Source organism: Octadecabacter ascidiaceicola, from assembly GCF_900185015.1.
Lineage (GTDB): Bacteria > Pseudomonadota > Alphaproteobacteria > Rhodobacterales > Rhodobacteraceae > Octadecabacter > Octadecabacter ascidiaceicola.
In genome coordinates, this window is record NZ_FXYD01000006.1 from 141,549 (window position 1) to 168,008 (window position 26,460).

Consider the following 26,460-nt stretch of genomic DNA (forward strand, 5'->3'; position numbering starts at 1 on the left):
GATCCAGTTCAAGTCCTCGTCGGAGACTCTGGCAATGTCGGCCAGCCGCAGTAGCTGTTCGATGCGGTCGTGAAATTTGTTTTCATCGTTGATGAGGTTCGGACGGATGTTGGGGGCAACCATCACGACTCAAGCGCTCTAGTGGTCTTCGCCCTCTGGTTCACAGGCAAGGCAGATGCCGCCAAAATAAAGCGCGTTGACGCCTTCAGTCGTTGTAGAAATGCTAGCCGTCAGGGCCCTGAATTGTTACGTCCGGGATGATATCGATAAGGGCTTCTCCGCAACCTAGGATCATGGCGTTTCCTTACTGACTGGATAAGGATGCACTGGGCTTCACCCAAAACTGAATTTGAGGAGCGCCCTAGGCGTCAAGATAGGAAGACAACGCGGCTTCTAACCCGTTATCCCAGATCAAACCAAGCCAGTGGGCGAAGCTGTCTGCAAATCGGGGGGCATCCACAAGATCCCCGTAGATCTGGCGCATCTCAAGCCAAGCGCTAGGGTCCTTCCGGGCGGCCTTGGCGCTTTCGTTCAAAACAGTCCAAAACGGATCGTTGGGCTCTATCGTGCTGCCGTCTTCGCGCGTGCCTTCGCACATGCGCGCCCATGCAGCCTCGACCAGAGCAAGCCCAGCGATGGGCGTGCCATTGGCCAAACCTTCGCGGATCGACGGTAGGATGAATCCGGGATGGCGGGATGACCCGTCAAAGGCTACGCGGCGTGCGGTGTCAACGATCTTCGGGTTTGAGAACCTAGCATGGATCAGTGAAACATAATCTTTCGGCGTCATCCCTGAAACGGGCTGAACCAATGGGGCGATCTCTTCTGTCGCGACTTTGGTGAACAGGCGGCCGATTAGATCATGCGACATGCAGTCTGCAATCGTACCGACGGACAACACCTCAGCTGGCACCGAAACCACCTGGTGCCCACCGTTCAGGATGCGGATTTTCATCGCTTCGTAGCTATGCACATCATTGGTGAATGTTGCGCCCACTTTGTCCCAATCGGGTCGACCGGCACAGAAGTCATCTTTGATGATCCATTGGCGGAAGTTTTCATGTGTCACTGGGACGTTATCTTCAATTCCCAATTCGCGTACCAAGGCCAGTTCGTTTGGCCCCGTTGCAGGAACGATGCTGTCAACCATAGCGTTCGGAAAAGAACAGTTGCTATCAATCCAGTCTGCCAGCTCAGGGTCGGATAATCGCGCCAAGGATACAACGGTCTGGCGCAACACGTCCCCATTGCCCAGTAAATTGTCGCAACACTGGCACGTGAAGGGTCCGGTTTCGTCCGCGCGACGAAGACGGAGCGCTTCGACGATTGCGCCAAAAGCGGTGCGGGGCGTGCTCGGGTTCTGACTGTCGTAAACGATGTCAGGGTGCGTTTGGTCAAATCCTTTTGTGGCAGGGTCGATGAAGTACCCGCCTTCCGTCACGGTCATCGCGACAATCCGGATGTCCGGCTGGGCCATGCGCTCGATAAGGGGGCCGTTGCCCTTCTCGATTGGCAGGTAGTCGATCATTGAGCCGATAACTTCTGCAGTGCTCGAGGATGGGTCCAGCTCGATCAGAGTTGTCAGGCAATCCTGAGCGAGAAATTTTTCCCGCATGATGGTATCATATGGGCGTACACCGGCCCCGATAATCGCCCAGTCCAGCGCGAGACCCTGTTGCATCAGGCGGTGCAGATACCATGCCTGATGGGCGCGGTGAAAATTCCCAAGGCCGATATGAACAATCCCGGGCTTCAGCTGCGTGCGGTCGTATTGCGGGCGCAACACGCCCTCAGGGAGCCTATCAAGGGTCGAGTTGCTCAGTTTCATGAGATCGGTTTCCTGCAGTAACTCTTCCATCAACTCATCCAGTTCCCGCCATCGACATTGTACGTTTGCGCGACGATGTAGTCGGCCTCTTCAGAGGCGAGGAACACTGCCATCCCAGTTAGGTCTTCGGCCCGTGCCATTCGTCCAAATGGAACGCTAGCGCCAACTTCCTTCTTCTTCTGTCCAGCGGCCTTGCCCTCGTATTTGGCAAAGAAGGCGTCGACGCCGTCCCAGTGATCTCCGTCCACGACCCCGGGGGCAATTGCGTTCACGTTGATCCCGTGTTGGATGAGGTTCAGACCTGCAGATTGGGTCAGACTGATCACCGCAGCCTTGCTCGCGCAATAGACCGCAACAAGGGGTTCTCCACGGCGTCCAGCTTGACTGGCCATGTTGATGATTTTGCCTTTGATGCCACGTTTGATCATGTGGCGCGCGACGGCCTGAAGAGTGAATAAGGGCCCGGCGAGGTTGACGTCAAACGCCCGCGTGTAGTCCTCACGTGTGATTTCAACAATCGGGGCGGCAGTGAACACCGCAGCGTTATTGATCAGAATATCAATCTGGCCAAGCTGTTGGACGGCCGACTCGAGTGCCGCGTCGATGCTGGCCTGGTCGGTGACATCCAGTTCGATGGCAACGGCCGCCTGACCCATCTCGGCCGCCGCTTGACGAGCGCGATCAATATTGATGTCAGCAATAGCAACCCGCGCGCCTTCGGCCACATAGGCCTTGGCGAACGCCAGTCCGATCCCCCGGGCGGCCCCTGTAATCAGCGCGGATTTACCGTCCAAGCGTTTCATTCGATCCGTAATCCTTGCGCGTCGAATTTATGGATCTGGTCGGCCTGTGGTGTCAGGAAAATCTTATCTCCATGCTTCACTGCGATATCGCCGGTGATGCGCACGGTAAGCATATCGGCAAGACCGGTGTCATGGATGTGGATAAACGTGTCAGACCCCAAGTGTTCAGCGACGCCAACGCGCCCTTCCCACATGCCATCCGTCGTATTGACGTCAGTATGTTCTGGGCGAATGCCGATCGTGTGGGCACCGTGCTTAGCCGCCTCTGGCCCCGAAAACAGGTTCATCTTCGGAGAGCCGATAAAGCCCGCAACAAAGACGTTCTGCGGCTTGTGATACAGGTCAAGCGGCGAACCGACCTGCTCAATCACACCAGCTTGAAGCACAACAATCTTGTCGGCCATGGTCATCGCTTCGACTTGATCGTGAGTTACATAGATCATGGTCGTTTTCATGCGCGCGTGCATTTCGCTGATTTCAAGACGCATGCCGACACGCAAAGCGGCATCAAGGTTCGACAACGGCTCGTCAAACAAGAAGGCTGACGGATCACGCACAATGGCGCGACCGATGGCAACCCTTTGGCGTTGGCCGCCGGACAGTTGTCCAGGCTTGCGATCCAAATAGTCGGTCAAGTTCAGTGACTGTGACGCTGTTTCCACTCGTTTGTCGATCTCAGCCTGACCCATCTTCTCCATACGAAGCGGAAAGCCTATATTCTTGCGCACAGTCATATGCGGGTAAAGCGCATAGGACTGGAACACCATCGCCAGACCCCGCTTAGAAGGCGGCACCTCGGTGACGTCTTCGCCATCAATCGCGATGGCCCCCGAAGTCAGATCCTCAAGCCCTGCGATCATTCGCAGAAGTGTGGATTTACCGCAGCCTGACGGGCCAACAAAGACCGCAAACTCTCCGTCTTCGATAGTCAGGTCTAGTGGTGGAATAACCTCCACGTCGCCAAAGCACTTTGACACTTGATCTAGTACAATACGTCCCATGGTCTTTCCTTATTTCACTGCGCCGAAGGTCAAGCCTTGGACAAGTTGTTTTTGACAGAACCACCCAAGCACAACGATGGGCCCGACGGCTGCGGTTGAGACAGCGGAAAGACGTCCAAAGAACAGACCTTCCGGGGCTCGGTTACCTTCGATTAGTTTGGAAAGCGTCGCCGCGTCGACCGTTGTAAGTCGTACCGTCCAATAGGCTTCGTTCCAGCAAAAGATGAAGATTAGAAGCGCTGTTGAGGCGATGCCACCCCATGCCAGCGGTATCAGGATTTCCTTGATCTCACCCCATGTGTTGACGCCGTCCATCTTGCCGGCTTCGATGATATCCTTGGGGATTTCCTTAAAGTAGGTGAATAGCATCCAGATCGCGATGGGAAGGTTGATCAGGCTCAGCACGGCGATGACCAAGATGTGGGTGTCATACAGCCCGATGCCTTTCGCAAGGAAGATCATCGGGTACAGCACCGCCGCCGCCGGAAGCATCTTGGTCGACAACATCCACATCAAAACGTCTTTTGTGCGTCTCGTGGGGTTGAACGCCATCGCATAGGCCGCTGGGATACTGACGAACAGGGTAAACACTGTTGCGCTTACAGCGGTGATGACCGAATTGCGAGCGAACCGCCAATAGTCGTAGTTCTGTGTCATGTTGAGATAGTTCTCGAGCGTCGGCGTGAAGAAGATCAGGTGCTCCGGCTTTACCGCGTCGGCATCTGTTTTGAAGCTTGTCAGGATCATCCAGAAGATTGGAAAGAAGAAAAGCAGCCCAACACCCCAGGCCAATATTGGCCGCCCGTAGGTGCTGAATTTCGAGGATTGTGCAACGATTGCCATGAGTTATCCTTCCTATTCCATCAATGTCTTGCCAACCGCGCGCAGCAAGAAGATCGCGACGATGTTGGCAAGGATGACTGCGAAAATGCCCGTAGCACTGGCAGCGCCGATGTTGTTGTTGGCGAATTCACCGATTAGGTAAGGCAGGTTCTTGTTGCCGTTACCGCGACTAACGATTTCGATTTCCGCATAGAGCGACAGGTGAAAAATCGCTTGGATCATCACCACAATCGCAATCGGTCGGCCCAGATGCGGCAGGGTGAGGAAGCGGAACTGTGACCAGGTGCCAGCACCGTCCAGAACAGCCGCTTCTTTTTGCTGCTGATCCTCGGACTGAAGCGAGGTCATGAAAATCAGGACCGCAAAGGGTGTCCATTGCCATGTCACCATCATGATCACGGCGATAGCTGATGTCTGCGTTGCGCGGAATGAGATCGGCTCGAACTCTGGCCAGAGTGAGAAGAAACTGCCCAAGACGGGTGCTTGTCTCAGTCCGTCTACAACATCATTTATTCCCGAAACTGCGATCCCTTGAAGGCCGAGGACAGGGTCGAGGATCATGTTGATCCAAAGCACCGCGTTGACCGCTGGCATGACAAAGAAGGGTGAAATCAAAAGGACCCGAACAATACCTTGGCCCGGAAAGGCCTTGTTGATCAGCACCGCGATGAGGATGCCCAGAGTGACCGTCAGGAACAAAATGCTACACACGATGAACAGGCTGTTCTGAATGGCGAGCAAGAAATCCTTAGAGTTCAGAACGAATTGATAGTTGCCAAAACCGCGCCAGTTGCTTGGGCTAGGTGTTGTCCATTCAGGGTGGCGAAGGTTGTTCAATACGTATCGAATGAACGAGAAATACAATGTCATCCCAAGTGGGACCAGCATCCAAACCAAGAGCAGCAGAACCGCTGGTGCTTGAAGGAGACGGGGAAGCTTTCTGTCTGGCATAATTCTGTCCTCCCGGCAAAACGGCTTTTGCGCTTTGCTCGTAATGGTGAAGCTACGAATTCAAGGTGTTGAGTGTCGCTGGGTTGAAACAACTAAACAAGCGAAAGAAAAATAGGGGAGTGGAAAGACCCGGCGGAACCGGGTCTTTCCGAAGGCTATTAGTAGCCAGCTTCTGTCATGATCGCTTCAGCAGCAGCCTGAGCAGCGGCCAGAGCATCTTCTACAGACTTGGCACCGGATAGTGCAGCGGCCATTTCCTGTGCAACAGCGGAACCAACCTCTGGGAACTCAGGGATCGCAGCGAACTGAACACCAACATATGGCTTCAGATCAGTTGCGCCAGGAGCAGCAGATTCGATGGCTGCCATTTCAGCGTCCGCGAATGCAGCAGCGGCCTGGAACTCAGGAATTGCGTATGTAGACGCACGCTGACCAGTTGGAACAGAACCCCAACCGAAGTCTGGGTGGTTGCCTACAGCCTGAACGTAGTCTTTGGACGTTGCCCACTCGATGAAGTCTGAAGCGGCTTCAGCGTTAGGGGAACCGGCAGGAATTGCCATGGCCCATGCCCACAGCCAGTTCGCACCAACCGGGTTACCAGCGTTTGGCGACTGCGCGTATGCAACACCGTCGACTTCAAGGAAGGAGGCAGCGATTGTAGCATCGATCCACAGGCCACACTTGCCTTCGTTATAAAGAGCCAGGATCTCGTTGAAGGAGTTACCTTCGGATCCGGGAGGGCCATATGAACCCAGCAGCTCAACGTAGAAATTGATCGCAGCATTCCACTCAGTGGAGTCGAGCTGTGGACGGTAGTCTGCATCAAACCATGCGCCACCAAAGGAGTTCACTACAGTTGTGATGAACGCCATGTTGTCGCCCCAACCTGGCTTACCGCGCAAACATGCACCGTAAACGCCGTTGTCTGGGTCGTGCATCGCAGCAGCAGCCGCCATTACGTTGTCCCAGCTGTCGTTGTCAGCGATTGTTACACCAGCAGCATCCGTTAGGTCCTTGCGGTACATAACCATCGAGGACTCACCGTAGAACGGTGCTGCGTAAAGTGTGCCGTCGTGGGACAAACCTTCACGCATGGCTGGCAGAATGTCGTCCACGTCGTAGTCAGCGCCGAACTCGAGTGGCTCAATCCAGCCTGCAGCACCCCAGATAGGAGCTTCCTGCATGCCGATGTTGATGATGTCGTACTGACCACCACCGGTTGCTGTGTCGGACGTAACCTGCTCGCGCAGAACGCCTTCTTCCAGCGACACCCAGTTCAGCTCGACACCGGTTTCAGCGGTGTAGGCTTCTGCAACTGTTTGCATGTTGATCATGTGACCGTTGTTCACGATCGCGATTGTCAGGCTTTCTGCTGTCGCAGAAGAGCCTGCCATGAGGGCAATTGTGCTTGCCGCACAAAGTGCATTCTTAAAAGACATCCGGGTTCCTCCCTAGATTGGATGTTGTGGAACGACGGTAGCAATCCTCGTTGCTTCGCGTCAATCATAAAATTTACGCGCGCAAACATTAAGAATTTGTCTTTTTTGTTAGCAGGTTACGCTGACCCCCGCATCACTAACTTGCCTTCGAACAGGGTTTCCTTACGCGCTTCAATGCGTACCCCCGAGCTGATCATGGACAGAATCGCTTCAACGCTACTTGCGGAAATCGCATCGTAGTCTTGTGACACTGTCGTCAGGCTCGGACAGGTGAAACGAGAGAATGGGTGGTCATCATGGCCCGCAATCCGGAGAGCCGCGCCATCATCCCGTCCAACCTTGATACCGCTCTCAAATGCCGCAGAAAGAAGTCCAATCGCGATCCTGTCGTTTGAGCACAGCACCGTATTCGTTAAAAGCTGCCCGCTGTTCAGAACCCGCCCACCTTCGCGAAACCCGATTTCCTCAAAATTCCAGCCTTGGCCATCAACCTGGATCAACTGCGGTTCATGCCCCAACCGTTCCATAGCAGCAATATAGGCCGAACGCCGTTTGTAGGCGTTTGGGTTGATAGGCGTTTTGAGTTCAAAAAAGACAGGCGGCTCACCGGACCGGCAAAGGTAGTCAACGATCAAGCCGACACTTTGGTGGTTGTCCGAACCAAAGAAGGCCTCGCCTAAGTCTTCTAGGTTAGCGTCAAACAGGACGGTTGGAACTTCGCGTGTGAACTCTGCAATCTGTTTGTCCAGCGATGCCCGGCCAAGCGGCGCCAACAAAACGCCCGCTGGCTTGATCGCGCGCAAGCTGTCAAGGTTGGCGATCTCTTGGTCCGGCCCGCCGTGGGAACTGAGGAGGAGTGGGTTGAATCCTGCTTCAACAATAAGCCCTTCGATCGTACGCGCAATCTCGGCAAAGAAGGGGTCCGTCAGGTTTGGAACAACCAAGCCAATGTTCTTTGTCTGGCGCCTGTTCTGATTGACGGCATAAATGTTAGGCCGATAGTTATGTTTCTCTAACGCCTCTTCGATCTTCTTGCGGGTGGACTGGCGAACGCTTTCGGGATCGTTGAAGTACTTTGAAATCGTCGGGCGGGATATCCCGCTCACCGCGGCAAAGTCTTCCATGTTCTTGATCTTCTGACCCGTCATTGCCGAATCCCTCTGTTGCGGAGTCGTTTTCCTTAATTTCCGAGGATGTCTGGAAGTTTGAATTCTGTAAAGTTAATCATTTCCGCGCGTAAATTAATATCTTGCCGATTACGGCTAACCATTGCAGAGAATAAGTAGCACGTAGCGTCTCGTAGAAGTGCCCAAAATCCTGTTTAGCTTTACCAATGGCATCACTTCATAACTCCGTGATAGGTGCCAAAACGCTGCGCGAGCAGCGGATGCATCAGTGGAAGACTGGAAGCTCTAGTACGGGTCTTGTTCAATTGGGAAAGGCTGGCTGGGGTGGTAGGAAACCTAGCTAGTCGTTTCTTTTCTTTCCCTTAGCCGAAGCCAGCCAACAACTGGGGCACTTTCTGGGGCAGAACGGGTGCCAAGGGTGTCGGATTTCGAAATTGCAACTCACTGCGCCCACGGTCGCCCTCAATCGCTATCAGCCTTCAACCTGCCCACGGTCTCTCTGTCAGCCATCAGTGGTGAGCACTGTGGGTCGATGCTGGCGGGTTTGTCTCGGGGCGGATTGGTGGAGGGGCTGGTGCGTGTGGTGTGGTGGTGCTGTGCTTGTTGGTGGCGTAGGAGGATCAGGTCGAAGTTCGGAAGTCATGTCCACAGAAACGGCATTTAAGAGCCTTTTTCTTGATCCACTCTGCACAGTCGGGGCACTCCTTTTCCTCTTTCCTCTCGGCGGGAGAGCCAGAAGGGTCCTGATCCTTTGCATCAATATCTTTAGACCACGTGATGAATCCAAAATGAGCCGAAAGCGAAATTACAAACGCCAAGATACCAACGACGACCGCTGAGCTTTCAGAGAGCTCGAATAAGTCAATACCGAGGGCTCCAGCAAGGACTGCCCAGAGCAAAGAAACAATCAATGCCGCGAAAACTCGAATATATGGAATCGAAAGTAAGACTAAGAAGGTGACCCCAACTACTAATCCGACTAGCCACTCCCCACTTTGCCAACCTACAAATCCTCCAAGGCCGAATACCTCTAACAAGACAAGTGGCATTGCATCTTCGTTTTGCTTTGCCTGCGTCAGAGCAGCTCGCTGGTTTTTGATTGATGACATGCCGAAAGATCCCTCACTAAATCCGAAGATACTAGATCACACCGAGCCGAACACAATATTGGAATTTAAGGTAGGTGCGGGCGTCCGGAAGTGAGCGATAGTGAGTCTAAGGCATCCATCGTAACTTGTTACCAGAACTGAGAATAATACACAGTCAAGCACAACGCCCGGTGTCTCCAATACTGAAGACGGAGTCATCAACAGCACAAAGAAACTGAGGGAAAACAAGTATCTAACATGAGAACAATAAAGGAGTATTCTCATGTTAGCATTCTTTATAAAATCCCTTCTGTTTCAGGAAAAGCGCGGACGTAAACCAAGTGCCGCGTCTAGCCTACTGACCTGGTTCTTCGTCATTCTGTTGATCAAATGGATGTCGTAGCGATGTCCGATGACCTGCAACCCGGAACCATCGTTGTGATCAAATCCTTCGATGACGTTCCCGAACACCGCTTCCAGATCCACTCAGTTGAAGACGACTGTGTGACTGGAATGGCCCTCACGGGATCACTTGTAGGACAGTACGGCGAGCCCTCGCTCGAACTGATCAAGTACGTTCTGAAGTAGCCCCAACATCACCAAATCTGAAAGGAGGAGACGTATGTCTGCTCGCATTAAGTATGCCTATTTGAAGGATCAAACGTGGATCTTTCGTCGCAACTACCCTGAGGCCGTAGCGTTTCCACCCTCCGCCAACGGTCATCGGAGGACGCCGACGGATGCTGGGTTTTGCCCACTCAACGGCGGCCAAAGACGCGGTTTCGGGGGCGACAGGTAGCCTCTGCGAGGTTCGTCTACTGCGTGGTAAATCGGGCCACTCTGAGAGAGGATGTAGTCGTTCGTCACCGATGCCATAACGAACGCTGCGTGCCTGATCGAGGGATCAGCGGCTGATAACAAGCGAGACGACTGGGACTACTGGGCTAACGGTGTCGACTACGATCTGCTCTAGACCGTGGCAGGGCCCCCTTGAGCAATCTTGGGGCTCCAGCACCCTCAGACAACACCCGTTAAACCCGACTGGGGCATTTACTGGGGCATTCTGACAGCCGGAGGAACCCTGTGGACGGCTACTCGCGTCACTTACAATGTCAGAAGAAAGCTGGCTGGGGTGGTAGGATTCGAACCTACGGTGCACGCTACCAAAAAGCGTTGCCTTACCACTTGGCTACACCCCATCAGCGAGGTGGGTGATACGCAAATCCTGACAGGGGATCAACCCTGAAAAATCGCTAAATTGCTATTCCTTTGCGGCGTCATCGCGCAGCAGGTCTTCGCCGTCGGATTCCTCGCGCTCGGCGTCAATCATACGGTCAAGTGCGCCTTCGGCTTCGGCATTCACAACAGCTACTTTAGCACTTTCCTGAATCGCTGGTTGCTTAGGCGCGCTTGTGGCAGACGTTTCATCCATTGAGGGGGCGGTGCTATCTATCTGCAAAGTATAAGTCGTATTCGGGAGCGCTACGCCGGAGGCCTCAATGGCGCGTTTGACAAGCCGAAGGGCCTCACCACGGGCCAAGCTCATTGAGGTTTCGATTTGGTCGATCCAACCGACAACCACGATTTCGACGCCTGAATCCGTGATATTTCCGATCCAAGCATTTGCCGTGGGTTCGCCCAGGACAAAGGGAAGGTCTTGGGTTGTTTTAACCGCTAGTTCGCGTGTCGCGCCCAGGTCCGCGCTGCTGTCGACGCCTATCGTAAACATAAAGCGGCGTTCGCGGTTTTGGCTGAAGTTGATGATCCGGCTTTTGAAAACCGTCGCGTTGGGGATGCGGATGTGGTTGCCATCGAAGCTCAGTAAAATGGTCGCGCGGCTGGTTAGACGGATGACTTTGCCTTGGTCGCCGTTGATTTCCACAACATCGTTCGGGCGGAACGGCTGGCGAATGGACAGCATTACAGAGGCGATGAAGTTCTCAACAGTATCGCGCACCGCAAAACCAATCGCCAAACCAATGAGGCCCGCGGCGCCGAGGATGGTCGACAGCAGTGCCGTTGCGTTCATGATGTCCAGTGCAATGACAATGCCGGCGATCACAAATGCGATGCGAACAATCGTGCGGAAAAGGTCAGCGATAAAGGCGTTTGGCGCAAGGCGGTTCCACGGGTTATTCCAGCGGGCCACTGACATACCAATCCAGATGATGATCAGGAAGACCGTAAGCGCGATAAGGGCGAGGGGGAGCTGGATGAGGAGTTGTTCGACCCGCCCCATGAAACGTTCAATAGCGGGATCAAGGCGACGTACAATGTCGGTGGTTTCAGATACATCGTTCTTAATGGCGACCACGCCTTCAACACGGGTCACAAGCGCGTCAAGGTCATGTGCTTCATTGCGGGAGTTTGCGGTGCCCCGCAGGGTTACAACGCCATCGGCCACTGTGACTGTTACGTCTTCGTAGTTGCCTAATTCACCAAGGATCTCACGAATGCGAACAGCGATGTTCGCGTCCATTTCACCGCTTTGTTCAGTGGTGATTGTTCCGGATGGTGCCTCCTGGGCTGCCATGGGGAGGGCAGGAAGAAGCAGGGCAAGGAAAGTGAGAACGCGAAGAAAATGCATAATAGGTCGCCGTTTGAAATTAATACGGCGACCTTATTCGGTTCGAATCTGACTGACCAGAGCGCAAGCGTTAAAGGCGAATAGGGTCGGCCTTTGCGACGGCATCGATTGCCATCAACGTTTTCATGACGCTGTCCATGTCCGATAGTGCAATCATGTTCGGGCCGTCAGATGGGGCATTGTCGGGATCTTCGTGGGTTTCAAGGAAAACCGCCCCGATGCCTTGCGCAACAGCGGCGCGAGCCAGCACGGGGGCGAATTCCCGTTGTCCGCCGCTTGATCCACCCAGGCCGCCGGGCTGTGCGACGGCGTGGGTGGCGTCCATTACAACGGGATAACCCGTTTTCATCATTTCCGGTAGCGAACGCATATCGGCTACCAGCGCATTATAACCAAAAGACACTCCGCGTTCGGTCAGCATAATGCGCTCATTACCCGTGGATTCGATTTTGCCGACCACATTGGCCATATCCCACGGCGCGAGAAATTGGCCTTTTTTGACATTCACAACTGCACCGGTTTCACCCGCGGCAATCAACAGGTCTGTTTGGCGGCACAAAAACGCTGGAATTTGAAGAATATCGACCACTTCGGCGACAGGTGCACATTGTTCGGCGGTGTGGATGTCTGTCAAAACAGGGCAACCAAACTCTGCCTTGATGGCGGCATGGATCGCCAAACCTTCGTCCAACCCTAGGCCACGTTTGCCCGAAAGAGACGTGCGGTTTGCTTTGTCGTAGCTTCCTTTGAATACAAATTGCGCGCCGTTAGCGTCGCAAACGCGCGCCATTTCGCTTGCGATCATACGGGCGTGATCAAGGCTTTCGAGCTGACATGGCCCGGCGATAACCGTCAACGGGCGGTCGTTGGAGGCCGTAATCGACCCGATCTTAACATCTTTCATCTTATAGCCATCCGTGTCTGTTGATTGACCATCGTGACGTCGATTGCTTGGCCGTCGCGCAGTCAATCTGCTTAAAGTATTCCTCGAGCATGATTATCTCGAGCTCTGCATTCCTATGGATATGCTCTTCACTGGTTTCCATCTTTTGATCGCTATTTACGAGCTGACCTGTTCGCGCAGAATTGAGGCCGTTAGCGAGATCATCAAATAGATGCCTGAGAAAATCAGGAAGGCCAAAAACGTGTTCTCAAACGCCCGTGGGTAGGTGGGCTCGTCTGGCGCGATCGGGGCGACGGAAACGGACAGATAACGTACCTGACGGTTGGCTTCGATCTCAGCCGTGGACAGCGTGGCTTGTGCCGTTTGGACGTTCACGACTTCAAAGGCGTAGTTTTCTTCTGCGACTCGCAAACGTGCATCGTTTGTGATCAAGGAACCGCCGCTAGACATTTGACTTCTGAGCAAAGCGATTTGGTTTTCGATCTGCTCAATACTGTTTTCCGTTGCTCGCACTTGCGCTTCATTGGGGCGGCTCACGTTTGCGAATCCGGCAAGATTCAACTGTTCCTGATCGAGTTCGACCTGAAGGGATGTGATACGTTGCTGCAATGCAGCCTGTTCGGCGCCGACGGGACCTTGTTCGGTTTCCTGTTGAATGGCGACCAGTTCAGCTAAGGCCGCTTCGCGGTTTTGGCGGGCCAATTCATAATTCGTACGCGCGCCTGACATCTGGTCCTCACGTACACGTTGGGTCAGCTGATCGACTTGTTCTTCGGCATACGCGATCAGGGCCTCGGAGAATTCCTGACTTTTCACAGGATCCGCGGCGATGACCTCCATTTTGAGAATGCCTTCTGTCGGGTCTAACCCGATCTGAACGTGGTCTTGGAACATTGCATAGGCTGTTTCACGTGTAGCCCCTTCGTCTAAGCGTTGGATCGCATCAATATTAGGATCAGAGAAATGCTCGACGAATCCGTAGTCTTCATCCAGACGCAAAAACGCTTCTCGTGAAGTCATGTAGGACTGCACCGTAGTGCTGTCTGTTTGCGTGGCAAGGCCAGTTCCTTGGAACAAGCTGCCCAAGCCACCACTACCTTGGTTGTCAGCCTGTTGGATAATGAATTCGGATTTGGTGCCGTACATCGGTGTTGCGATTGTGTAGAAATAAAAGCTTGCAGCGATGGTTGGCAGAAGAACGAACATTGCCAAACGCCCCAACAAGGACATGATATTGCGGCGGCGGCGTCTTGCGATGTCGCGCTGGATACGGCTGATTTCGCTGGCACGACGCTCGGCAGGGTTTTCACCCGGGCCTAGTTGCGTTGACGGTAGGCTTTGCTTTCGTTGCACGGTTTGGGGCAACTGCACTCTCGCTTGATGTGCAGGAACCTTAGCTGTAGCGGCCCGCATTTGGCCCGATGCTGCATTGGTCTGTCCGTCATTAGGGGTGACGAGTTCAAGCACATTAGCACGCTGGAAGGGATCAATACCTTGCTGGCGAAGTTGACGCACAGCATCAAAATCGGATGTCACTGCGAGGCCGTTTTTCTGTGCGACACGACGGGCCATGCGCAATTGGCGCCCCGTCAGCCCTTCTTGGCGGATCGCGTCGATGTCTGTTTCAGCAGACACTGTGTTCGGACTGTCCACTGCACCAGACACCGCATTAGGGGCAGTATTGGCCGCACTTTGAGAATGGCCCTGCGCCGATGGTGAATTCGGGGCGGCCGTTTCGGGCATCGGATTGGACGAAGAAGCGGTGGCGTTAGCCGTGCTGGAGCCGCGTCGTATCCGGAATTTCTGTGCCTTGGGTTTCGTAGTCATAGAGCTGTTTCGCTTCTTCCAAGGTGTCAAACATGATCAACTGACCATCCCGAAGGACAGCGGCTGATCGGGCGAATTTTTCAAGCGTTGCCGCTTGGTGTGAAACGATGATGACCGTCGTGGTCGCCAGCCGTTCCCTAAGAACCTCACCAGCTTTGCGGTTGAATTCCGCATCAGTGGTTTGGGGCATGCCTTCGTCAATGAGGTAGATGTCAAAATCCAGTGCAAGCATCAACGAAAACGTAAAACGTGACTTCATACCAGAAGAGTAGGTGCCGATAGGCATATCGAAGTATTCTTCGATTCCAGTCATCCAGCGACAAAACGCTTCGACATAGTCGGGATCTAGGCCATAGAGCCGCGCGATATAGCGGCTGTTTTCCATAGCTGTGTGGCGGTTCACGACGCCGCCCATAAACCCAAGCGGGAACGACACGCGGCAAGTGCGGTTTACTTGACCTTCATCAGGTTTTTCCAGCCCCGCCATCATATTGATGATCGTCGTTTTGCCGGTGCCGTTTGGCGCTAAAATCCCGAGAGAGTTTCCCAGTTCCACACGAAAATTCGCGCGATCAAGGATAACCTTGCGCTGGGTGCCGGTCCAAAAGGACTTACTGACGTTCACAAACTCAAGCATTGAATGCCTATACTACCTCGGTTCGGGGCTGAAATTCGTATTCCTGCCTTACGTGACAGATTACCCCTTCATTGTCTCCAATAAGAGAACAATCTGGCTATAATATGTCGGTGCTGTCCTTTAATTTACAACGCTATTGTTTGGAATGAGAGTGAAGACGCGCGAAATTGCCTGTGTTCGCTGGTTATTGGGATGGTTTCACGTAATTTGACGCAAATGACACTAAGCGCTGAAATCAATAACTGCCGAATATGTGCCGAGCGGTTTAACGCAACCGAAACCGCACATGAACCGCGCCCAGTGGTGTGGTTTTCCAGCTCTGCGCGGATGTTGATTGCCGGGCAAGCCCCCGGAATGAAAGTTCACAAAAGCGGGCGGCCCTTTACGGACCCTTCGGGTGATAGATTGCGCGACTGGCTGGGACTGGATGAAGCTGATTTCTATGACCAATCCCGCGTTGCGATTGTTCCGATGGCGTTTTGTTTTCCAGGCTATAACGCCAAAGGATCTGACCTGCCGCCGCCGCGGATTTGCGGCCAGACATGGCATGACCGCGTGATGGCAGAGCTTAACCAAGTGCGGTTGCGGGTATTGGTCGGGGCCTCGGCGCATAAGTATCATTTGGGAGTCAAACGGGGCGTGACAGAAACCGTGGCAGGGTGGCGTGAACACGCGCCGGACACCTTTGTCTTGCCTCATCCGTCTTGGCGCAATACCGGATGGTTAAAGAAGAATCCGTGGTTCGGGGAAGAGGTTTTGCCGGCCCTGCGTGCCCGAGTGAAAGAGGTTTTGAATGACTGATGTAACAGAGATCGACCGGGCCCATGCTGCGATGGTCGCCGATGAGGCCGACGATATCGCACGCTTGCGGTTTTATGAACGCCTCGCGGAGAGTGAGCTGTTCATGTTGTTGGAAGGTGAAGCAGAAGGCGACCAGATTTCGCCTGCGATGTTTGAGGTCGAAGGGCAGGAGTTCGTCCTGATTTTTGATCGCGAAGAACGCATGGTCGATTTTTACGGCAAAGACATTGCACCCTACGCCGCGCTTTCCGGTCGCGGGATGGCGCAGATGCTGACGGGACAACGTATCGGCATGGCGCTGAATATGGGTGTCGCACCTTCTGCGATGCTGGTGCCCGCTGACGCGGTTGATTGGCTGGCACAAACGCTGGGCAATGATCCGGAAGAAGTGGACGGCCAAATCACCGAGCTTACGGCCCCCAAAGGGTTGCCCGAGGTTTTGCTAGAAGCCCTGGATCGCAAACTGGCGACGGCGGCTGGGCTGGCGGTTGAGGCCTACTTGTGTGGCGTGACTTACGACGGGGGCGGGCGCGGGCACATGCTGGCGTTTGTTGGAACCGTTGAAGGCGCGGAAGGTGCGTTAACGGCTGCCGTGAACGAGGCACTGGTATTTTCGGGCATTGATGCGGGCATGTTGGATGTGGCGCACCTTGAAGGCGATGATCCGGTGTCTGAGCGCGTTGCGAAGGTCGGCCTGCGGTTCGACCTGCCAAGCCCGCAAATGCCGAGCCAACCAGGGGCGAACCCGGGGATGGACCCGAATAAGCCGCCAAAGCTGCACTGATCCGCTACCGGTGCAGTGAGTATTTAAGAGCCAAAGAAAGAGCGGGCTTAATAGCCTTTGGAACGATCCACGAGGTGCAAGAACGGCTCGCCCGCTTCGCCGCGGCGGATGTTTTCTGCGATGCAGGTTGCGGCTGTTTTAGCGCGGGTTGTTGAGGCTATGTGTGGTGTGACCGTGACCTGCGGGTGTTTCCAGAACGGGTGGTTTTCAGGCAGGGGTTCCCTGCGAAAGACATCCAAAGTGGCGTGTGCAATGTTGGTGTCCAGCGCAGCGATTAGTGCCGCATCATCGATGAGCGGGCCGCGGCCCGGGTTGATGATGAAGGCCCCGTCCGCGAGGAGCGCAAGGGTGCCGGCGTTCAAGATATCGGTCGTTGCATCCGTAAGAGGCAGGAGAAGAACGACAATTTCTGCACCTGTCAGGGCCTCGGTTAGGCCCGTGTCGCTGGATAGGCATCTCACGCCTTGAAGGGCTTTCTGCGAGCGGCTCCACCCGGTCACAGGAAACCCGAGTGATGCCAGCATTTGCGCACAAGCCGCGCCCAATGCGCCGAGGCCGAGGACCGTAACAGGGCGATCTTGCGCCAATGGCGGGTAGTCCGTGCGCCAAACGCCGTCTTGCCCGTGGATATGCGCGTCCATGCCGAGGTGATGGCGCATGGTGTGGCCAACAACCCATTCCACCATCCCATCCGTCAAACCAGGGTCAACCATCCGCGCGAGAGGTTGTGTAAGGGTTGTGTTCGAAACGATGTCTTCGACACCTGCCCAAAGGTTCAGCACCGCTTTGCAGGATGTGAAGGGCGTAAAGTCCTGAACGGGGCCGTTGGGGGCCGCGATGATGTAGTCCACCTTTTCGGGGGCATGTTCGCGCGAAAGATCGACGGTAAGACCCGCAGCGCGGAATGCTGGCGGCAGAGTTTCTTGATACTCTGGCCAAGCGTGGTTGCCCGCCGAAAACAATGCACGGATCATAGGAACCTCAATTAACGTGGTTTGTGGACATGTGCGGATTGCACCAACCCGAATGCCACCATCAATACGAGCATCGCGGAGCCACCGTAGCTGACCAGCGGAAGCGGCACCCCAACGACGGGGGCAAGGCCCATGACCATCGCCATGTTAACCGAGAAGAACAGGAAAAAGGTCACGGCGACGCCCATCGTGATGAGGGATGCAAAGCGGTCTTTGTTGGTCACAGCAGATTGAACGCAAAAGATGATGATTAATGCATAGAGGATAAGCAGGCCAAAGGCACCGATGAAGCCGAACTCTTCGGCCAAGGTGGTGAAAATAAAGTCGGTGTGTTTTTCAGGCAGGAAGTTCAGCCGACTTTGGGTGCCTTGCATATATCCGCGCCCCGTCCAGCCGCCGGACCCCAGTGCGATCTTGGCTTGGGTGATGTGATAACCTGCCCCAAGCGGGTCTTGGGTGGGATCAAGGAACGTATCAATGCGGCGGTATTGGTAGTCCTTCAACACCTGCCACGCCGTTCCTCGAGATTGAAACACGGCAGTCACCAAGCCGATCACGCCTCCGATCACAGTCGCGAAGTAAGCCCAATGGACGCCCGCCAAGAACATGATCGCGCCGCCGCCGGAAACAAGGAGGATCGTTGTTCCAAGGTCAGGTTGGCTAAGAACCAGATAGGCCGGCGCGGCGATGAAAAGAAGAGGGACGAGGATCCAGACGGGTTTGCTGACTTTGCTCAGTGGGAGCCAATCGTAATAGGCCGCCAGCAGCATGATGAGGGTGATTTTCATCATTTCGGAGGGCTGGAAATCCATGAAGCGCAAGTCAAGCCAGCGCTGCGAGCCATTGCGTTCAACACCGATGATATCAACGGCAACCAGCAAAACGAGCGCGAGCAAATATCCAACAACGGCCATGTTACGCCAGAACCAGATGGGGACCATTGCCATGCTCACCATCACGGCCAAACCTAGACCAAAGCGCTGAACTTGTGGTGTTACCCAAGGGTTCATTGATCCGCCCGCAACGGAATACAGCATCAGGAAGCCAAAGCCGGAAACGGCAGTGATCAAAAATACGACGGGCCAGTTAAGGTAAAGCAGTTTGCGAAACCCAACAGGCACGTCTTTGAATTGGTATGCGAGATAGCTCATCAGGCTTCGTCCGTGTCGCGGCCAGGCCGGATTTCACGCAATAGCGGTTCGAGGCGACGTTGTTGTGCCTGAATTGCACCGCGTGATGCTGAGGGGTAGGCGGACAGGGGCGGCGTTCCGCCATAAAGTGCTTGGAGCATGACATCGCGCGCAATTGGTGCGGCGGCGGTCGAGCCACCACCACCGTGTTCGACCACAACGGCAACGGCATATTTCGGGTTATCTGCGGGGGCGAAGGACACAAACAGCGCGTGATCGCGCCGGTTCCATGGCAGGTCGGAATTTCGCGTTACGCCACGTGCGCGTTCGTCGGCGGTGATGCGGCGAACCTGAGACGTGCCAGTCTTACCCGCCATTCGGTATTCTTGGGCGGCGATGCGTGTTCGATAGGCCGTGCCGCGAGAATGGTTGGACACGTCATACATCGCGGCACGAATTCGGCGCAGGTTGTTTTCGTTCAAGCCAAGGCTTTCACCTGCACCTGACGGCTCTTCGATCCCGTCGATTGACCGCACAAGCCGAGGCTTAACTGCGCGACCAGTCGCAATACGGGCTGTCATCACCGCCAGTTGCAGCGGTGAAGTCGAAACATAACCTTGCCCGATACTGGCGTTGACGGTGTCACCGATCCGCCAGTCCTCGCCGCGCTCTTCGCGTTTCCATGCTTTGTCGGGCATTAGGCCGGACCGGATGGCGGACATTGGCAGCTCGTGGCGCTCGCCAAGGCCAAGTTTGCGCCCCATTGCTGCGATTTTGTCGATGCCGACGCGCTGGGCGATGTCGTAGTAGTAAACGTCGCAGGATTGTTTCAGGCTTTCGTTGAGGTTCATGTTGCCATGACCAGAACGGCGCCAGCAGTGGAAACGCACATCGAAAACGTCCGTATGGCCGACACAGCGAACCGTATCGTCCGCCTCGATTTGACCGTCCTCAAGCGCGGCCAAAGCCGTTACCATCTTGAAGGTTGAACCAGGCGGATATGTGCCTTGCACGGTCTTAGCGGCCAATGGACGACGGTGAAGGCGGGTTTCGACGTCCCGCTCATTGAGTTCGTTCCACAATGTGGTTGAAATCCCAGTTACAAAGACATTGGGGTCATAGCTGGGTGCGGAGCCAATCCCGACGACGTCTCCGTTCGTGACATCAATCACAACGGCGGCTGCAGATTCACCGTCAAGGCGCGCTTGGATGTAGTTTTGTAGGCGTGCATCCACTGTCAGCTGAACGTCAGCACCGGGAATGCCCTCGACTCGGTCTAATTCACGCATGACGCGGCCTGCGGCATTGACCTCAACCCGTTTGGTCCCCGCGGTCCCGCGCAACTCGCGTTCCAAACGATTTTCGACCATCGTTTTTCCGATCTGGAACCGCGGGATTTGTAACAGCGGGTCTTGGTCGTCGATTTGGCTTAGGTCGTAGTCCGACACAGGGCCGACATAACCGACGACATGGGCCATATCGGACCCTTGTGGATAAATGCGGCTGCGGCCCAATTCAGCAACTACGCCAGGAAGCGCAGGGGCGTTAACGGTGACGCGGGCAACGTCCTCCCAGCTGATGCGCTCTGCGACGGTTACTGGGACGAATGGCGAGCGCGCCTTTAGCTCTTCACGGGCCTTTTCCAGACGCTCTGGTTCGAGGGCGATAATTCGGTCCAGACGAGCAAGAACCTCATCCACATTGCCGGCACCTTCGCGGGTCATGGTGATGGAATAGTGCTGTTCGTTGTCAGCCAGCACGACGCCATTGATGTCATAAACCAACCCGCGCGCTGGAGGGATCAGGCCAATATTGATGCGGTTCTCTTCGGCCAGCATGCGAAACGTGTCCGCCTGTTCGACCTGCATAGATGCCATTCGAGCGCCAAGAGTCGCAACAATAGCGGCCTGCGCGGAGCCAAGCAGCATGGCACGGCGGGATAAACGTCGAGCGCCTTCCTCGGTTTCCTTGGGCCCTTTTTTCATATGATCGGCCTCATATGCGGTGTCCTAATTCGTCCGTTTCACCTGGTGCCGGGCGGCTTACGCCAAATAGTGCGTAAGACACGAACACGATAAGTGGATATGCCAGCAATGTAAGGGTTAGTTGGATCAATGCCAGCCCCAGCGCGCCTTGCGGAACAAGCACTACCGACAACGTGACCCAATAGATCACAGATATCGTTACAATTCCGACGGCAACAGTCGCCCATTCCAACCAGAACGGCAGAGTACGCATAGATCGTGATCGAGAGCGCAGAATTTCGGTCAATATAACCATCAATGCCGCCCATAGCCCGGGAGGGCGTTGGAACAAGAAATCGGCAAGTAGGAATACTGCCGCGATGACCCAAACCGGAGCGAACGATGGACGGCGGGTTACCCAAGTTACTGCAAGCAAAAGCAAAAAATGAGGAGCGATCCAGCGAACGGGATCGTGAAATACTTCGATTTCAACTTCTGCAGCTTGCGTTGCACCGCGTTGTTCGATGGGCAACAATGAACTTCCGCCAAGGCTAGGCGGTACCGTTTCAAGCGGGATCAAATGCGCGAAAATAATGAAAAGGCTCAGGACTGCGAACGTTACGCGTCCGGCCCATCTTCGGCGGCTGAGGGCATTGTCAGCCATTGGTCCCGTCCTCAGAGGTCTCTGTTTCCGGCTCTTCTGGAAGCTGAGGTTGGAAAGTCGGCGCCAGCAAAGTGCCGGCTTCTTCGATCCGCACATTTGGCTGGCTGCGTAGAACGCGCAAGAATTCTAGGCGTTCTAGGTCAGCGGATAGGCGGGCCCTTTGGCGACCATCCGTGCCACGTGCGAGTTGGCCCACCAAGAGGTCAGCAGGAAATACACCGCCATCACCTGAGGTTACGATGCGATCTCCGGGTTTAACCAAATCGGGGTCTTCGATGAATTGAAGTAACGGGTTGATCGTGTTGTCACCCGACAGAATGGCACGTTGACCGGATGGTTGTATGGTCACAGGGATCTGGCTGGACGTGTCCGTCACAAGGATCACACGTGACGTTTCTTCGCCTACACCAGAAATGCGCCCGACAAGGCCAATACCATCCATTGCGGGCCATCCATCTAGGATACCGTCACGCGCCCCAACATTGAGGAGCACTGATTGGCGGAACGGAGAGCCTGAGTCTGCCATGACCACCCCCGTAATCCGCGTAAGCTGCGGGTCGAGTTGGACGTTGATCAAATCCCGAAGACGGGCGTTTTCTTGGTCGAGCTGAATAGCTGCTTCGCGCCAGCTTTTCATGTCCTGCAGTTCGCGGCGCAAATCGGAATTTTGTTGGGCAAGGCGTTGATAAGATTGAAAATCAGACAATAAGTTCGCGATCCCCGTGACAGGTGCCATTGCCCAGTCAAAGTTCGGCACTACAGCATCAATCACCATCATGCGAAAGCGCTCGACGCGGGGGTTGTCGATCCGCCAGATAAGAAACGTCGCGAGCATGAACAGCACCAGCAAACCGACCAACAAACGCCGGACGGGGCTTACGAAATCCTCTGATTGATGTCTATCGCGGGCCAAAACCTGCCCCTAATCCTAGCTGTCGTAGTCGATAACGTGACGCAATTGCGTCTCGTATTCCAGTGCCTTGCCGGTTCCAAGCGCAACACAGTTCAAGCTTTCATCCGCAACCGAGATCGCGAGGCCCGTTTGTTCACGCAGCGCAAGGTCGAGTTCACCGAGCAACGCGCCACCACCTGTCAGCATAACACCGCGATCAACGATGTCCGCTGCAAGGTCGGGTGGCGTGGCTTCAAGGGCCGTCATCACCGCTTCGCAAATCTGCTGAACAGGTTCTGCAAGGGCTTCGGCAACCTGCGCTTGGGAAATCTCGGTTTCCTTTGGCACACCGTTCAGTAAATCGCGACCACGGATCATCATGGACTGACCGCGACCATCATCAGGCATACGTGCTGTACCGATAGATGTTTTGATGCGCTCCGCTGTGGATTCACCAATCAACAGGTTATGCTGGCGGCGCAGGTAGGAAATGATCGCCTCATCCATGCGGTCACCACCAACGCGAACAGAACGCGCATAAACGATGTCTCCAAGGGACAGCACGGCGACCTCAGTCGTACCACCACCGATATCGACAACCATGTTGCCTGTCGGGTCAGTGATCGGCATGCCGGCACCAATGGCGGCTGCGATAGGTTCTGCAATCAGGCCGGCGCGGCGTGCACCAGCGGAAAGAACCGATTGACGAATAGCGCGTTTTTCAACGGGTGTGGCGCCGTGGGGCACACAGACGATTATTTTCGGCTTGGAAAAGGTGGATCGTTTATGCACTTTGCGAATAAAGTGTTTGATCATCTCTTCGGCGGTATCAAAGTCAGCAATAACACCTTCACGCATCGGGCGGATCGCGCTGATGGATCCAGGTGTACGACCCAACATCAGTTTCGCGTCTTCGCCTACGGCCAGTACTTTACGAATGCCGTCTTTCATATGGTAGGCGACAACGGACGGTTCCGACAGAACGATCCCTTTACCTTTGACATAGACCAGCGTGTTCGCTGTTCCGAGGTCGATTGCCATATCAGACGAAAAGAGATTGCCTAAGCCAAACATTACAGTGCCGTTCCCATAGAAAGTTCGTCCGCGACTCCCCTGTGGATACGGACCTGCGCGCTTATAGGGCGCGGGGGCATTGGGGGGAAGAGGGTGTTGCGTTCTAGGCGGCGTTATTCCGCCGCGATTTCGTCAAAGAACACACCACTTCGGGGGCTTCTGTCTGGGTTCAAACTGATTGAACTTAAGACTAATCCAAGATCAGGCGCATAGGTTTTCTCTGCCATGATTGGGTCACGACCATTGAGGACCATGTTTTCATGCAAAATCCAAATGTCATAAGTACATGTGCCGATTTGAATGGTATCAGACCTTAGGTATGTGATCGTCACAATACCCGTGTTTATAGACCGTTCGTTGGACCCAAGCGTCACGGCTGAGGTCCAAGTCATTGTATGATTGATCCGGTCGATGCCCGAGACGTCGGCATCGTAATCCAACGTTAGCGTCCCGGAATTCGAGACACGTTGGGTAACAGCCATCGGATGGGCATAGGTCGACGACACACTTAGCGGCACACCGTCTCGTTGTGTGACGCGGGCCTCGGTTAGGCCGTTGGGTGTTTGAGTTTGCACCGTCGAAAAGAATGGGTCGTTCCGCGTTAAGCGAATTCCGCTATCAAGTTCGGCATTTGTCGGGCAAGTATCTGCGCCTGCGGCGAGCGGGGTGGCCGCGGCGACAAGCGCCGCGGCGAGGGTGCGCGCGATTATTCGCCAGCATCCGTGTACTTGATACCTGCGGTATCGGACCCCGGAGCGGTCTTTTCGCGCTTCACAATCAATCGGTTAAGCGCGTTTATATAGGCCTTTGCGGATGCCACGACAGTGTCAGTATCCGCTGACTGACCCGTCGCGATGCGCCCGTCTTCTTCCATGCGAACGGAAACTGTCGCTTGCGCGTCGGTGCCCTCAGTGACGGCGTGAACTTGGTACAGTTGCAGGCGTGCCGTGTGGTCGAACAAGGCTTTGACGGCGTTGAACGTTGCATCAACAGGGCCGTCACCGGTGGCTTGGGTCGTGTGATCTTCCCCGTCTACCTCAAGAACCATCGTCGCTTTTTGCGGACCATTCATGCCACAAATAACGGTCAGGTCTTTCAGCTTCAGACGGTCATCTTCTGTGTCGTTTTGACGGATCAGCGCAATCAGGTCGTCGTCAAAGACTTCCTTTTTACGATCTGCCAGGTCTTTAAACCGTACGAAGACGTCTTTCAGTTCGTTGTCGCCCATCTCGTAGCCCAGCTTTTCCAGCTTATCGCGCAGCGCGGCGCGGCCAGAGTGTTTGCCCAGCGGCAGGGACGTGCCGGACAGGCCGACATCCTCGGGGCGCATGACCTCAAACGTTTCGCGGTTTTTCAGCATGCCGTCTTGGTGGATGCCGGATTCATGGGCGAATGCGTTCTTGCCGACGATGGCTTTGTTGAACTGAACGTTGAAGCCGGACACAGTCGCGACGCGGCGCGAGATGTTCATGATTTTGGTGGTATCAACACCGGTTCGGAATGGCATAACGTCCTTGCGGACCTTCATTGCCATGACGACTTCTTCGAGTGCGGTGTTGCCGGCGCGTTCGCCCAAGCCATTGATCGTACATTCAATTTGGCGCGCGCCGCCTTGAACGGCGGCCAGCGAGTTCGCCGTCGCCATGCCCAGATCGTTGTGACAATGGGTTGAGAAAATGACCTCGTCAGCGCGGTCGACTTCGGCGATCAAACGTTTGATCAGATCGGCGGATTCCACAGGTTCGGTATAGCCTACGGTGTCTGGAATGTTGATCGTGGTCGCGCCTGCCTTGATCGCGATATCTACGGTGCGTTTCAAGAAATCCCATTCGGTGCGGGTCGCGTCCATGCTGGACCACTGCACGTTGTCACACAGATTGCGGGCGTGGGTGACGCAGTCGTGGATGCGTTCCGCCATTTGATCCATGTCGAGGTTCGGGATCGCGCGGTGCAGCGGCGAGGTGCCGATGAACGTATGAATTCTTGGGCGTTTTGAGTGCTTTACAGCTTCCCAGCAGCGGTCGATGTCTTTGAAATTCGCCCGCGAAAGCCCACAAATCTGGGCGTTTTTGGACAGTTTGGCGATTTCGGAGACGGCGTTGAAGTCGCCCTCGGATGCGATGGGGAAGCCGGCTTCGATAATATCGACGCCCATTTCATCCAGCATCTCTGCGATTTCCAGCTTTTCGTCGTGGGACATTGTTGCGCCGGGGGATTGCTCGCCGTCGCGCAGGGTCGTGTCAAAGATCAGAACTTGATCGGTCATTTTGGTATTTCCTTGATTTCCTTAGTATTTCTTGGCGCGTCTCACCCTCTGAGCGGTCGCGCCGAAGGGCACGCTCAGAGGCGACTAAGGAGGAGGCCGAGGAGGGCCTGAGTATGAGCAATAGTGTTCATGCGGGCGACTATAGCCCAGAGCGCGGAATTGAAAAGGGGGGATTTGCGGAAAAATCGAGCAGTGATTTCCGATGCACAACACGTACACAACCTGTACACATTGCGTATGTACACGCGCACTGCCCCTAATCCGCCTTTTCGCCAACTATTTCAGGACGATCCCGCATTAGCGGAGGCGTTTGATGTGATGTGTACAGCGTTTGCGGGGATGGAAGGGCGGATTGACCCACCTTCGTCGCTGAAATCGATGACCTTGGAGAGCTTGCGTCGGACAGCAGGCGAGGCCGAGGTTTGGGCGGCGGGGGACCCGGTGATCGGCACCGTGGTCCTGACGCCAAAGGAGAAAGTTTTGTACGTCGGGAAACTGGCGGTGCTGGACCAACGCCGAGGTGTAGGGCGCGGGCTAATGGCGCTGGCCGAAGAACGGGCGGTGGCGCTGGGGTATGAGTGGTTAGAGTTGGAAAGCCGTGTGGAACTGGTTGAAGTTCACGCGGTGTTCAAACGGCTGGGGTTTCGTGAGGTGATGCGAACGACGCATGAGGGGTATCAAAGGCCGACGAGTGTGGTGTTTAGGAAGAGGGTTGGGTGATGTGTATCCGCAGCGAAAGTCCGCTCTCAGTCGATTCTGTTGAAAAACAATGTGTTGCGAGCGCAGAAAGTACGATTCTCAACACAGCGCGAGCGCCTTTCTGATCAGGCTTTGCACGCTTGCTGCGGTGCAGGAAAGATCTTCGCTAGTTTGCGG

At 54.9% G+C, this 26,460-nt stretch carries 25 protein-coding genes and 1 tRNA gene; 5 read left to right on the forward strand and 21 right to left on the reverse strand.

The genetic code is table 11. The features are described from left to right. Positions 1 to 361: 361 nt before the first annotated feature. From OCA8868_RS15865 to OCA8868_RS15900, 8 genes are all read right to left on the reverse strand, one after another. On the reverse strand, positions 362 to 1,858 hold the full coding sequence (locus tag OCA8868_RS15865; RefSeq protein ID WP_093997566.1) for a mannitol dehydrogenase family protein: 1,497 nt from the start codon (positions 1,856 to 1,858) through the stop codon (positions 362 to 364). Then, entirely contained in the window at positions 1,858 to 2,631 is a 774-nt protein-coding gene (locus tag OCA8868_RS15870; RefSeq protein WP_093997567.1) for an L-iditol 2-dehydrogenase, read from the reverse strand. The genes OCA8868_RS15865 and OCA8868_RS15870 overlap by 1 nt, the downstream gene beginning before the upstream one ends. After that, complete coding sequence (locus OCA8868_RS15875; protein ID WP_093997568.1) at positions 2,628 to 3,632, reverse strand: ABC transporter ATP-binding protein; 1,005 nt, start codon at positions 3,630 to 3,632, stop codon at positions 2,628 to 2,630. Before OCA8868_RS15875 ends, OCA8868_RS15870 begins: the two co-directional genes overlap by 4 nt. A gap of 9 nt (positions 3,633 to 3,641) precedes the next feature. Next, entirely contained in the window at positions 3,642 to 4,475 is an 834-nt protein-coding gene (locus OCA8868_RS15880) for a carbohydrate ABC transporter permease (RefSeq protein WP_093997569.1), read from the reverse strand. 12 nt (positions 4,476 to 4,487) lie between these two features. Beyond that, positions 4,488 to 5,426 (reverse strand): carbohydrate ABC transporter permease, encoded by a 939-nt coding sequence (locus tag OCA8868_RS15885; protein ID WP_093997570.1) that lies wholly within the window; start codon positions 5,424 to 5,426, stop codon positions 4,488 to 4,490. A gap of 158 nt (positions 5,427 to 5,584) precedes the next feature. Then, the gene (locus tag OCA8868_RS15890) at positions 5,585 to 6,865 is read right to left on the reverse strand and encodes an ABC transporter substrate-binding protein (RefSeq protein WP_093997571.1); all 1,281 of its coding nucleotides are present in this window, start codon (positions 6,863 to 6,865) and stop codon (positions 5,585 to 5,587) included. Positions 6,866 to 6,981: 116 nt separating this feature from the next. Beyond that, positions 6,982 to 8,013 carry a LacI family DNA-binding transcriptional regulator gene (locus tag OCA8868_RS15895; protein WP_093997572.1) on the reverse strand — a complete coding sequence of 344 codons (1,032 nt, stop codon included), beginning with the start codon at positions 8,011 to 8,013 and terminating at the stop codon, positions 6,982 to 6,984. Positions 8,014 to 8,612: 599 nt separating this feature from the next. Beyond that, entirely contained in the window at positions 8,613 to 9,101 is a 489-nt protein-coding gene (locus tag OCA8868_RS15900) for a hypothetical protein (RefSeq protein ID WP_093997573.1), read from the reverse strand. Positions 9,102 to 9,485: 384 nt separating this feature from the next. Here OCA8868_RS15900 and OCA8868_RS15905 point away from each other — a divergent pair, with 384 nt between their 5' ends. Further along, positions 9,486 to 9,668, forward strand: a complete 183-nt coding sequence (locus OCA8868_RS15905) for a hypothetical protein (RefSeq protein WP_093997598.1) — start codon at positions 9,486 to 9,488, stop codon at positions 9,666 to 9,668. A gap of 34 nt (positions 9,669 to 9,702) precedes the next feature. Beyond that, the gene (locus OCA8868_RS16710; protein WP_179214880.1) at positions 9,703 to 9,879 is read left to right on the forward strand and encodes a hypothetical protein; all 177 of its coding nucleotides are present in this window, start codon (positions 9,703 to 9,705) and stop codon (positions 9,877 to 9,879) included. Between the two features lie 325 nt (positions 9,880 to 10,204). On the opposite strand, the gene OCA8868_RS15910 is transcribed toward OCA8868_RS16710, so the two are convergent. From OCA8868_RS15910 to OCA8868_RS15930, 5 genes are all read right to left on the reverse strand, one after another. Continuing rightward, positions 10,205 to 10,279 (reverse strand) — tRNA-Gln (locus tag OCA8868_RS15910). A 62-nt stretch (positions 10,280 to 10,341) separates the two neighbouring features. After that, positions 10,342 to 11,667 (reverse strand): mechanosensitive ion channel domain-containing protein, encoded by a 1,326-nt coding sequence (locus tag OCA8868_RS15915; protein WP_093997574.1) that lies wholly within the window; start codon positions 11,665 to 11,667, stop codon positions 10,342 to 10,344. Between the two features lie 70 nt (positions 11,668 to 11,737). Continuing rightward, positions 11,738 to 12,571 (reverse strand): 3-deoxy-8-phosphooctulonate synthase, encoded by an 834-nt coding sequence (kdsA, locus tag OCA8868_RS15920; RefSeq protein WP_093997575.1) that lies wholly within the window; start codon positions 12,569 to 12,571, stop codon positions 11,738 to 11,740. 156 nt (positions 12,572 to 12,727) lie between these two features. Next, the gene (locus OCA8868_RS15925; protein WP_093997576.1) at positions 12,728 to 14,398 is read right to left on the reverse strand and encodes a KpsE/RkpR family capsule polysaccharide export protein; all 1,671 of its coding nucleotides are present in this window, start codon (positions 14,396 to 14,398) and stop codon (positions 12,728 to 12,730) included. Further along, a complete protein-coding gene (locus tag OCA8868_RS15930) occupies positions 14,340 to 15,035 on the reverse strand; it encodes an ABC transporter ATP-binding protein (RefSeq protein WP_093997577.1) in 696 nt (231 codons plus the stop codon). Before OCA8868_RS15930 ends, OCA8868_RS15925 begins: the two co-directional genes overlap by 59 nt. A 192-nt stretch (positions 15,036 to 15,227) precedes the next feature. On the opposite strand from OCA8868_RS15930, the gene OCA8868_RS15935 reads away from it, so the two are divergent. Next, entirely contained in the window at positions 15,228 to 15,836 is a 609-nt protein-coding gene (locus OCA8868_RS15935; RefSeq protein ID WP_370738005.1) for a uracil-DNA glycosylase family protein, read from the forward strand. Further along, positions 15,829 to 16,620: an SseB family protein gene (locus tag OCA8868_RS15940; RefSeq protein ID WP_093997578.1), complete on the forward strand. Its 792-nt coding sequence runs from the start codon at positions 15,829 to 15,831 to the stop codon at positions 16,618 to 16,620. The genes OCA8868_RS15935 and OCA8868_RS15940 overlap by 8 nt, the downstream gene beginning before the upstream one ends. Positions 16,621 to 16,667: 47 nt before the next feature. On the opposite strand, the gene OCA8868_RS15945 is transcribed toward OCA8868_RS15940, so the two are convergent. From OCA8868_RS15945 to OCA8868_RS15980, 8 genes are all read right to left on the reverse strand, one after another. Continuing rightward, positions 16,668 to 17,594 carry a 2-hydroxyacid dehydrogenase gene (locus OCA8868_RS15945; RefSeq protein WP_093997579.1) on the reverse strand — a complete coding sequence of 309 codons (927 nt, stop codon included), beginning with the start codon at positions 17,592 to 17,594 and terminating at the stop codon, positions 16,668 to 16,670. A gap of 11 nt (positions 17,595 to 17,605) precedes the next feature. Continuing rightward, the gene (rodA, locus tag OCA8868_RS15950) at positions 17,606 to 18,745 is read right to left on the reverse strand and encodes a rod shape-determining protein RodA (RefSeq protein ID WP_093997580.1); all 1,140 of its coding nucleotides are present in this window, start codon (positions 18,743 to 18,745) and stop codon (positions 17,606 to 17,608) included. Then, positions 18,745 to 20,709: a penicillin-binding protein 2 gene (mrdA, locus tag OCA8868_RS15955; protein WP_093997581.1), complete on the reverse strand. Its 1,965-nt coding sequence runs from the start codon at positions 20,707 to 20,709 to the stop codon at positions 18,745 to 18,747. The genes rodA and mrdA overlap by 1 nt, the downstream gene beginning before the upstream one ends. 10 nt (positions 20,710 to 20,719) lie before the next feature. After that, the gene (locus OCA8868_RS15960; protein WP_093997582.1) at positions 20,720 to 21,352 is read right to left on the reverse strand and encodes a rod shape-determining protein MreD; all 633 of its coding nucleotides are present in this window, start codon (positions 21,350 to 21,352) and stop codon (positions 20,720 to 20,722) included. Then, a complete protein-coding gene (gene mreC, locus OCA8868_RS15965) occupies positions 21,345 to 22,265 on the reverse strand; it encodes a rod shape-determining protein MreC (protein ID WP_093997583.1) in 921 nt (306 codons plus the stop codon). The genes OCA8868_RS15960 and mreC overlap by 8 nt, the downstream gene beginning before the upstream one ends. Before the next feature lie 15 nt (positions 22,266 to 22,280). After that, positions 22,281 to 23,318 carry a rod shape-determining protein gene (locus OCA8868_RS15970; RefSeq protein ID WP_093997584.1) on the reverse strand — a complete coding sequence of 346 codons (1,038 nt, stop codon included), beginning with the start codon at positions 23,316 to 23,318 and terminating at the stop codon, positions 22,281 to 22,283. Positions 23,319 to 23,431: 113 nt separating this feature from the next. Continuing rightward, entirely contained in the window at positions 23,432 to 23,800 is a 369-nt protein-coding gene (locus tag OCA8868_RS15975; RefSeq protein WP_093997585.1) for a hypothetical protein, read from the reverse strand. Between the two features lie 224 nt (positions 23,801 to 24,024). After that, the gene (locus OCA8868_RS15980) at positions 24,025 to 25,584 is read right to left on the reverse strand and encodes a 2-isopropylmalate synthase (RefSeq protein ID WP_093997586.1); all 1,560 of its coding nucleotides are present in this window, start codon (positions 25,582 to 25,584) and stop codon (positions 24,025 to 24,027) included. Between the two features lie 318 nt (positions 25,585 to 25,902). Between OCA8868_RS15980 and OCA8868_RS15985 the strand changes: the two genes are divergently transcribed. Then, a complete protein-coding gene (locus OCA8868_RS15985) occupies positions 25,903 to 26,304 on the forward strand; it encodes a GNAT family N-acetyltransferase (RefSeq protein ID WP_093997600.1) in 402 nt (133 codons plus the stop codon). Positions 26,305 to 26,460: the final 156 nt, after the last annotated feature.

Coding starts and splice junctions, on each gene's coding strand:
- OCA8868_RS15880 (WP_093997569.1), bottom strand. CDS start 4,475: ATGGCAATCGTTGCACAATCCTCGAAATTCAGCACCTACGGGCGGCCA.
- OCA8868_RS15885 (WP_093997570.1), bottom strand. CDS start 5,426: ATGCCAGACAGAAAGCTTCCCCGTCTCCTTCAAGCACCAGCGGTTCTG.
- OCA8868_RS15960 (WP_093997582.1), bottom strand. CDS start 21,352: ATGGCTGACAATGCCCTCAGCCGCCGAAGATGGGCCGGACGCGTAACG.
- OCA8868_RS15930 (WP_093997577.1), bottom strand. CDS start 15,035: ATGCTTGAGTTTGTGAACGTCAGTAAGTCCTTTTGGACCGGCACCCAG.
- OCA8868_RS15875 (WP_093997568.1), bottom strand. CDS start 3,632: ATGGGACGTATTGTACTAGATCAAGTGTCAAAGTGCTTTGGCGACGTG.
- OCA8868_RS15890 (WP_093997571.1), bottom strand. CDS start 6,865: ATGTCTTTTAAGAATGCACTTTGTGCGGCAAGCACAATTGCCCTCATG.
- OCA8868_RS15980 (WP_093997586.1), bottom strand. CDS start 25,584: ATGACCGATCAAGTTCTGATCTTTGACACGACCCTGCGCGACGGCGAG.
- kdsA (WP_093997575.1), bottom strand. CDS start 12,571: ATGAAAGATGTTAAGATCGGGTCGATTACGGCCTCCAACGACCGCCCG.
- OCA8868_RS15970 (WP_093997584.1), bottom strand. CDS start 23,318: ATGTTTGGCTTAGGCAATCTCTTTTCGTCTGATATGGCAATCGACCTC.
- OCA8868_RS15935 (WP_370738005.1), top strand. CDS start 15,228: ATGGTTTCACGTAATTTGACGCAAATGACACTAAGCGCTGAAATCAAT.
- OCA8868_RS15895 (WP_093997572.1), bottom strand. CDS start 8,013: ATGACGGGTCAGAAGATCAAGAACATGGAAGACTTTGCCGCGGTGAGC.
- OCA8868_RS15925 (WP_093997576.1), bottom strand. CDS start 14,398: ATGACTACGAAACCCAAGGCACAGAAATTCCGGATACGACGCGGCTCC.
- rodA (WP_093997580.1), bottom strand. CDS start 18,745: ATGAGCTATCTCGCATACCAATTCAAAGACGTGCCTGTTGGGTTTCGC.
- OCA8868_RS15870 (WP_093997567.1), bottom strand. CDS start 2,631: ATGAAACGCTTGGACGGTAAATCCGCGCTGATTACAGGGGCCGCCCGG.
- OCA8868_RS15900 (WP_093997573.1), bottom strand. CDS start 9,101: ATGTCATCAATCAAAAACCAGCGAGCTGCTCTGACGCAGGCAAAGCAA.
- OCA8868_RS15940 (WP_093997578.1), top strand. CDS start 15,829: ATGACTGATGTAACAGAGATCGACCGGGCCCATGCTGCGATGGTCGCC.
- OCA8868_RS16710 (WP_179214880.1), top strand. CDS start 9,703: ATGTCTGCTCGCATTAAGTATGCCTATTTGAAGGATCAAACGTGGATC.
- OCA8868_RS15975 (WP_093997585.1), bottom strand. CDS start 23,800: ATGGCTGTTACCCAACGTGTCTCGAATTCCGGGACGCTAACGTTGGAT.
- OCA8868_RS15915 (WP_093997574.1), bottom strand. CDS start 11,667: ATGCATTTTCTTCGCGTTCTCACTTTCCTTGCCCTGCTTCTTCCTGCC.
- OCA8868_RS15905 (WP_093997598.1), top strand. CDS start 9,486: ATGTCCGATGACCTGCAACCCGGAACCATCGTTGTGATCAAATCCTTC.
- OCA8868_RS15865 (WP_093997566.1), bottom strand. CDS start 1,858: ATGGAAGAGTTACTGCAGGAAACCGATCTCATGAAACTGAGCAACTCG.
- mrdA (WP_093997581.1), bottom strand. CDS start 20,709: ATGAAAAAAGGGCCCAAGGAAACCGAGGAAGGCGCTCGACGTTTATCC.
- OCA8868_RS15985 (WP_093997600.1), top strand. CDS start 25,903: ATGTGTACAGCGTTTGCGGGGATGGAAGGGCGGATTGACCCACCTTCG.
- OCA8868_RS15945 (WP_093997579.1), bottom strand. CDS start 17,594: ATGATCCGTGCATTGTTTTCGGCGGGCAACCACGCTTGGCCAGAGTAT.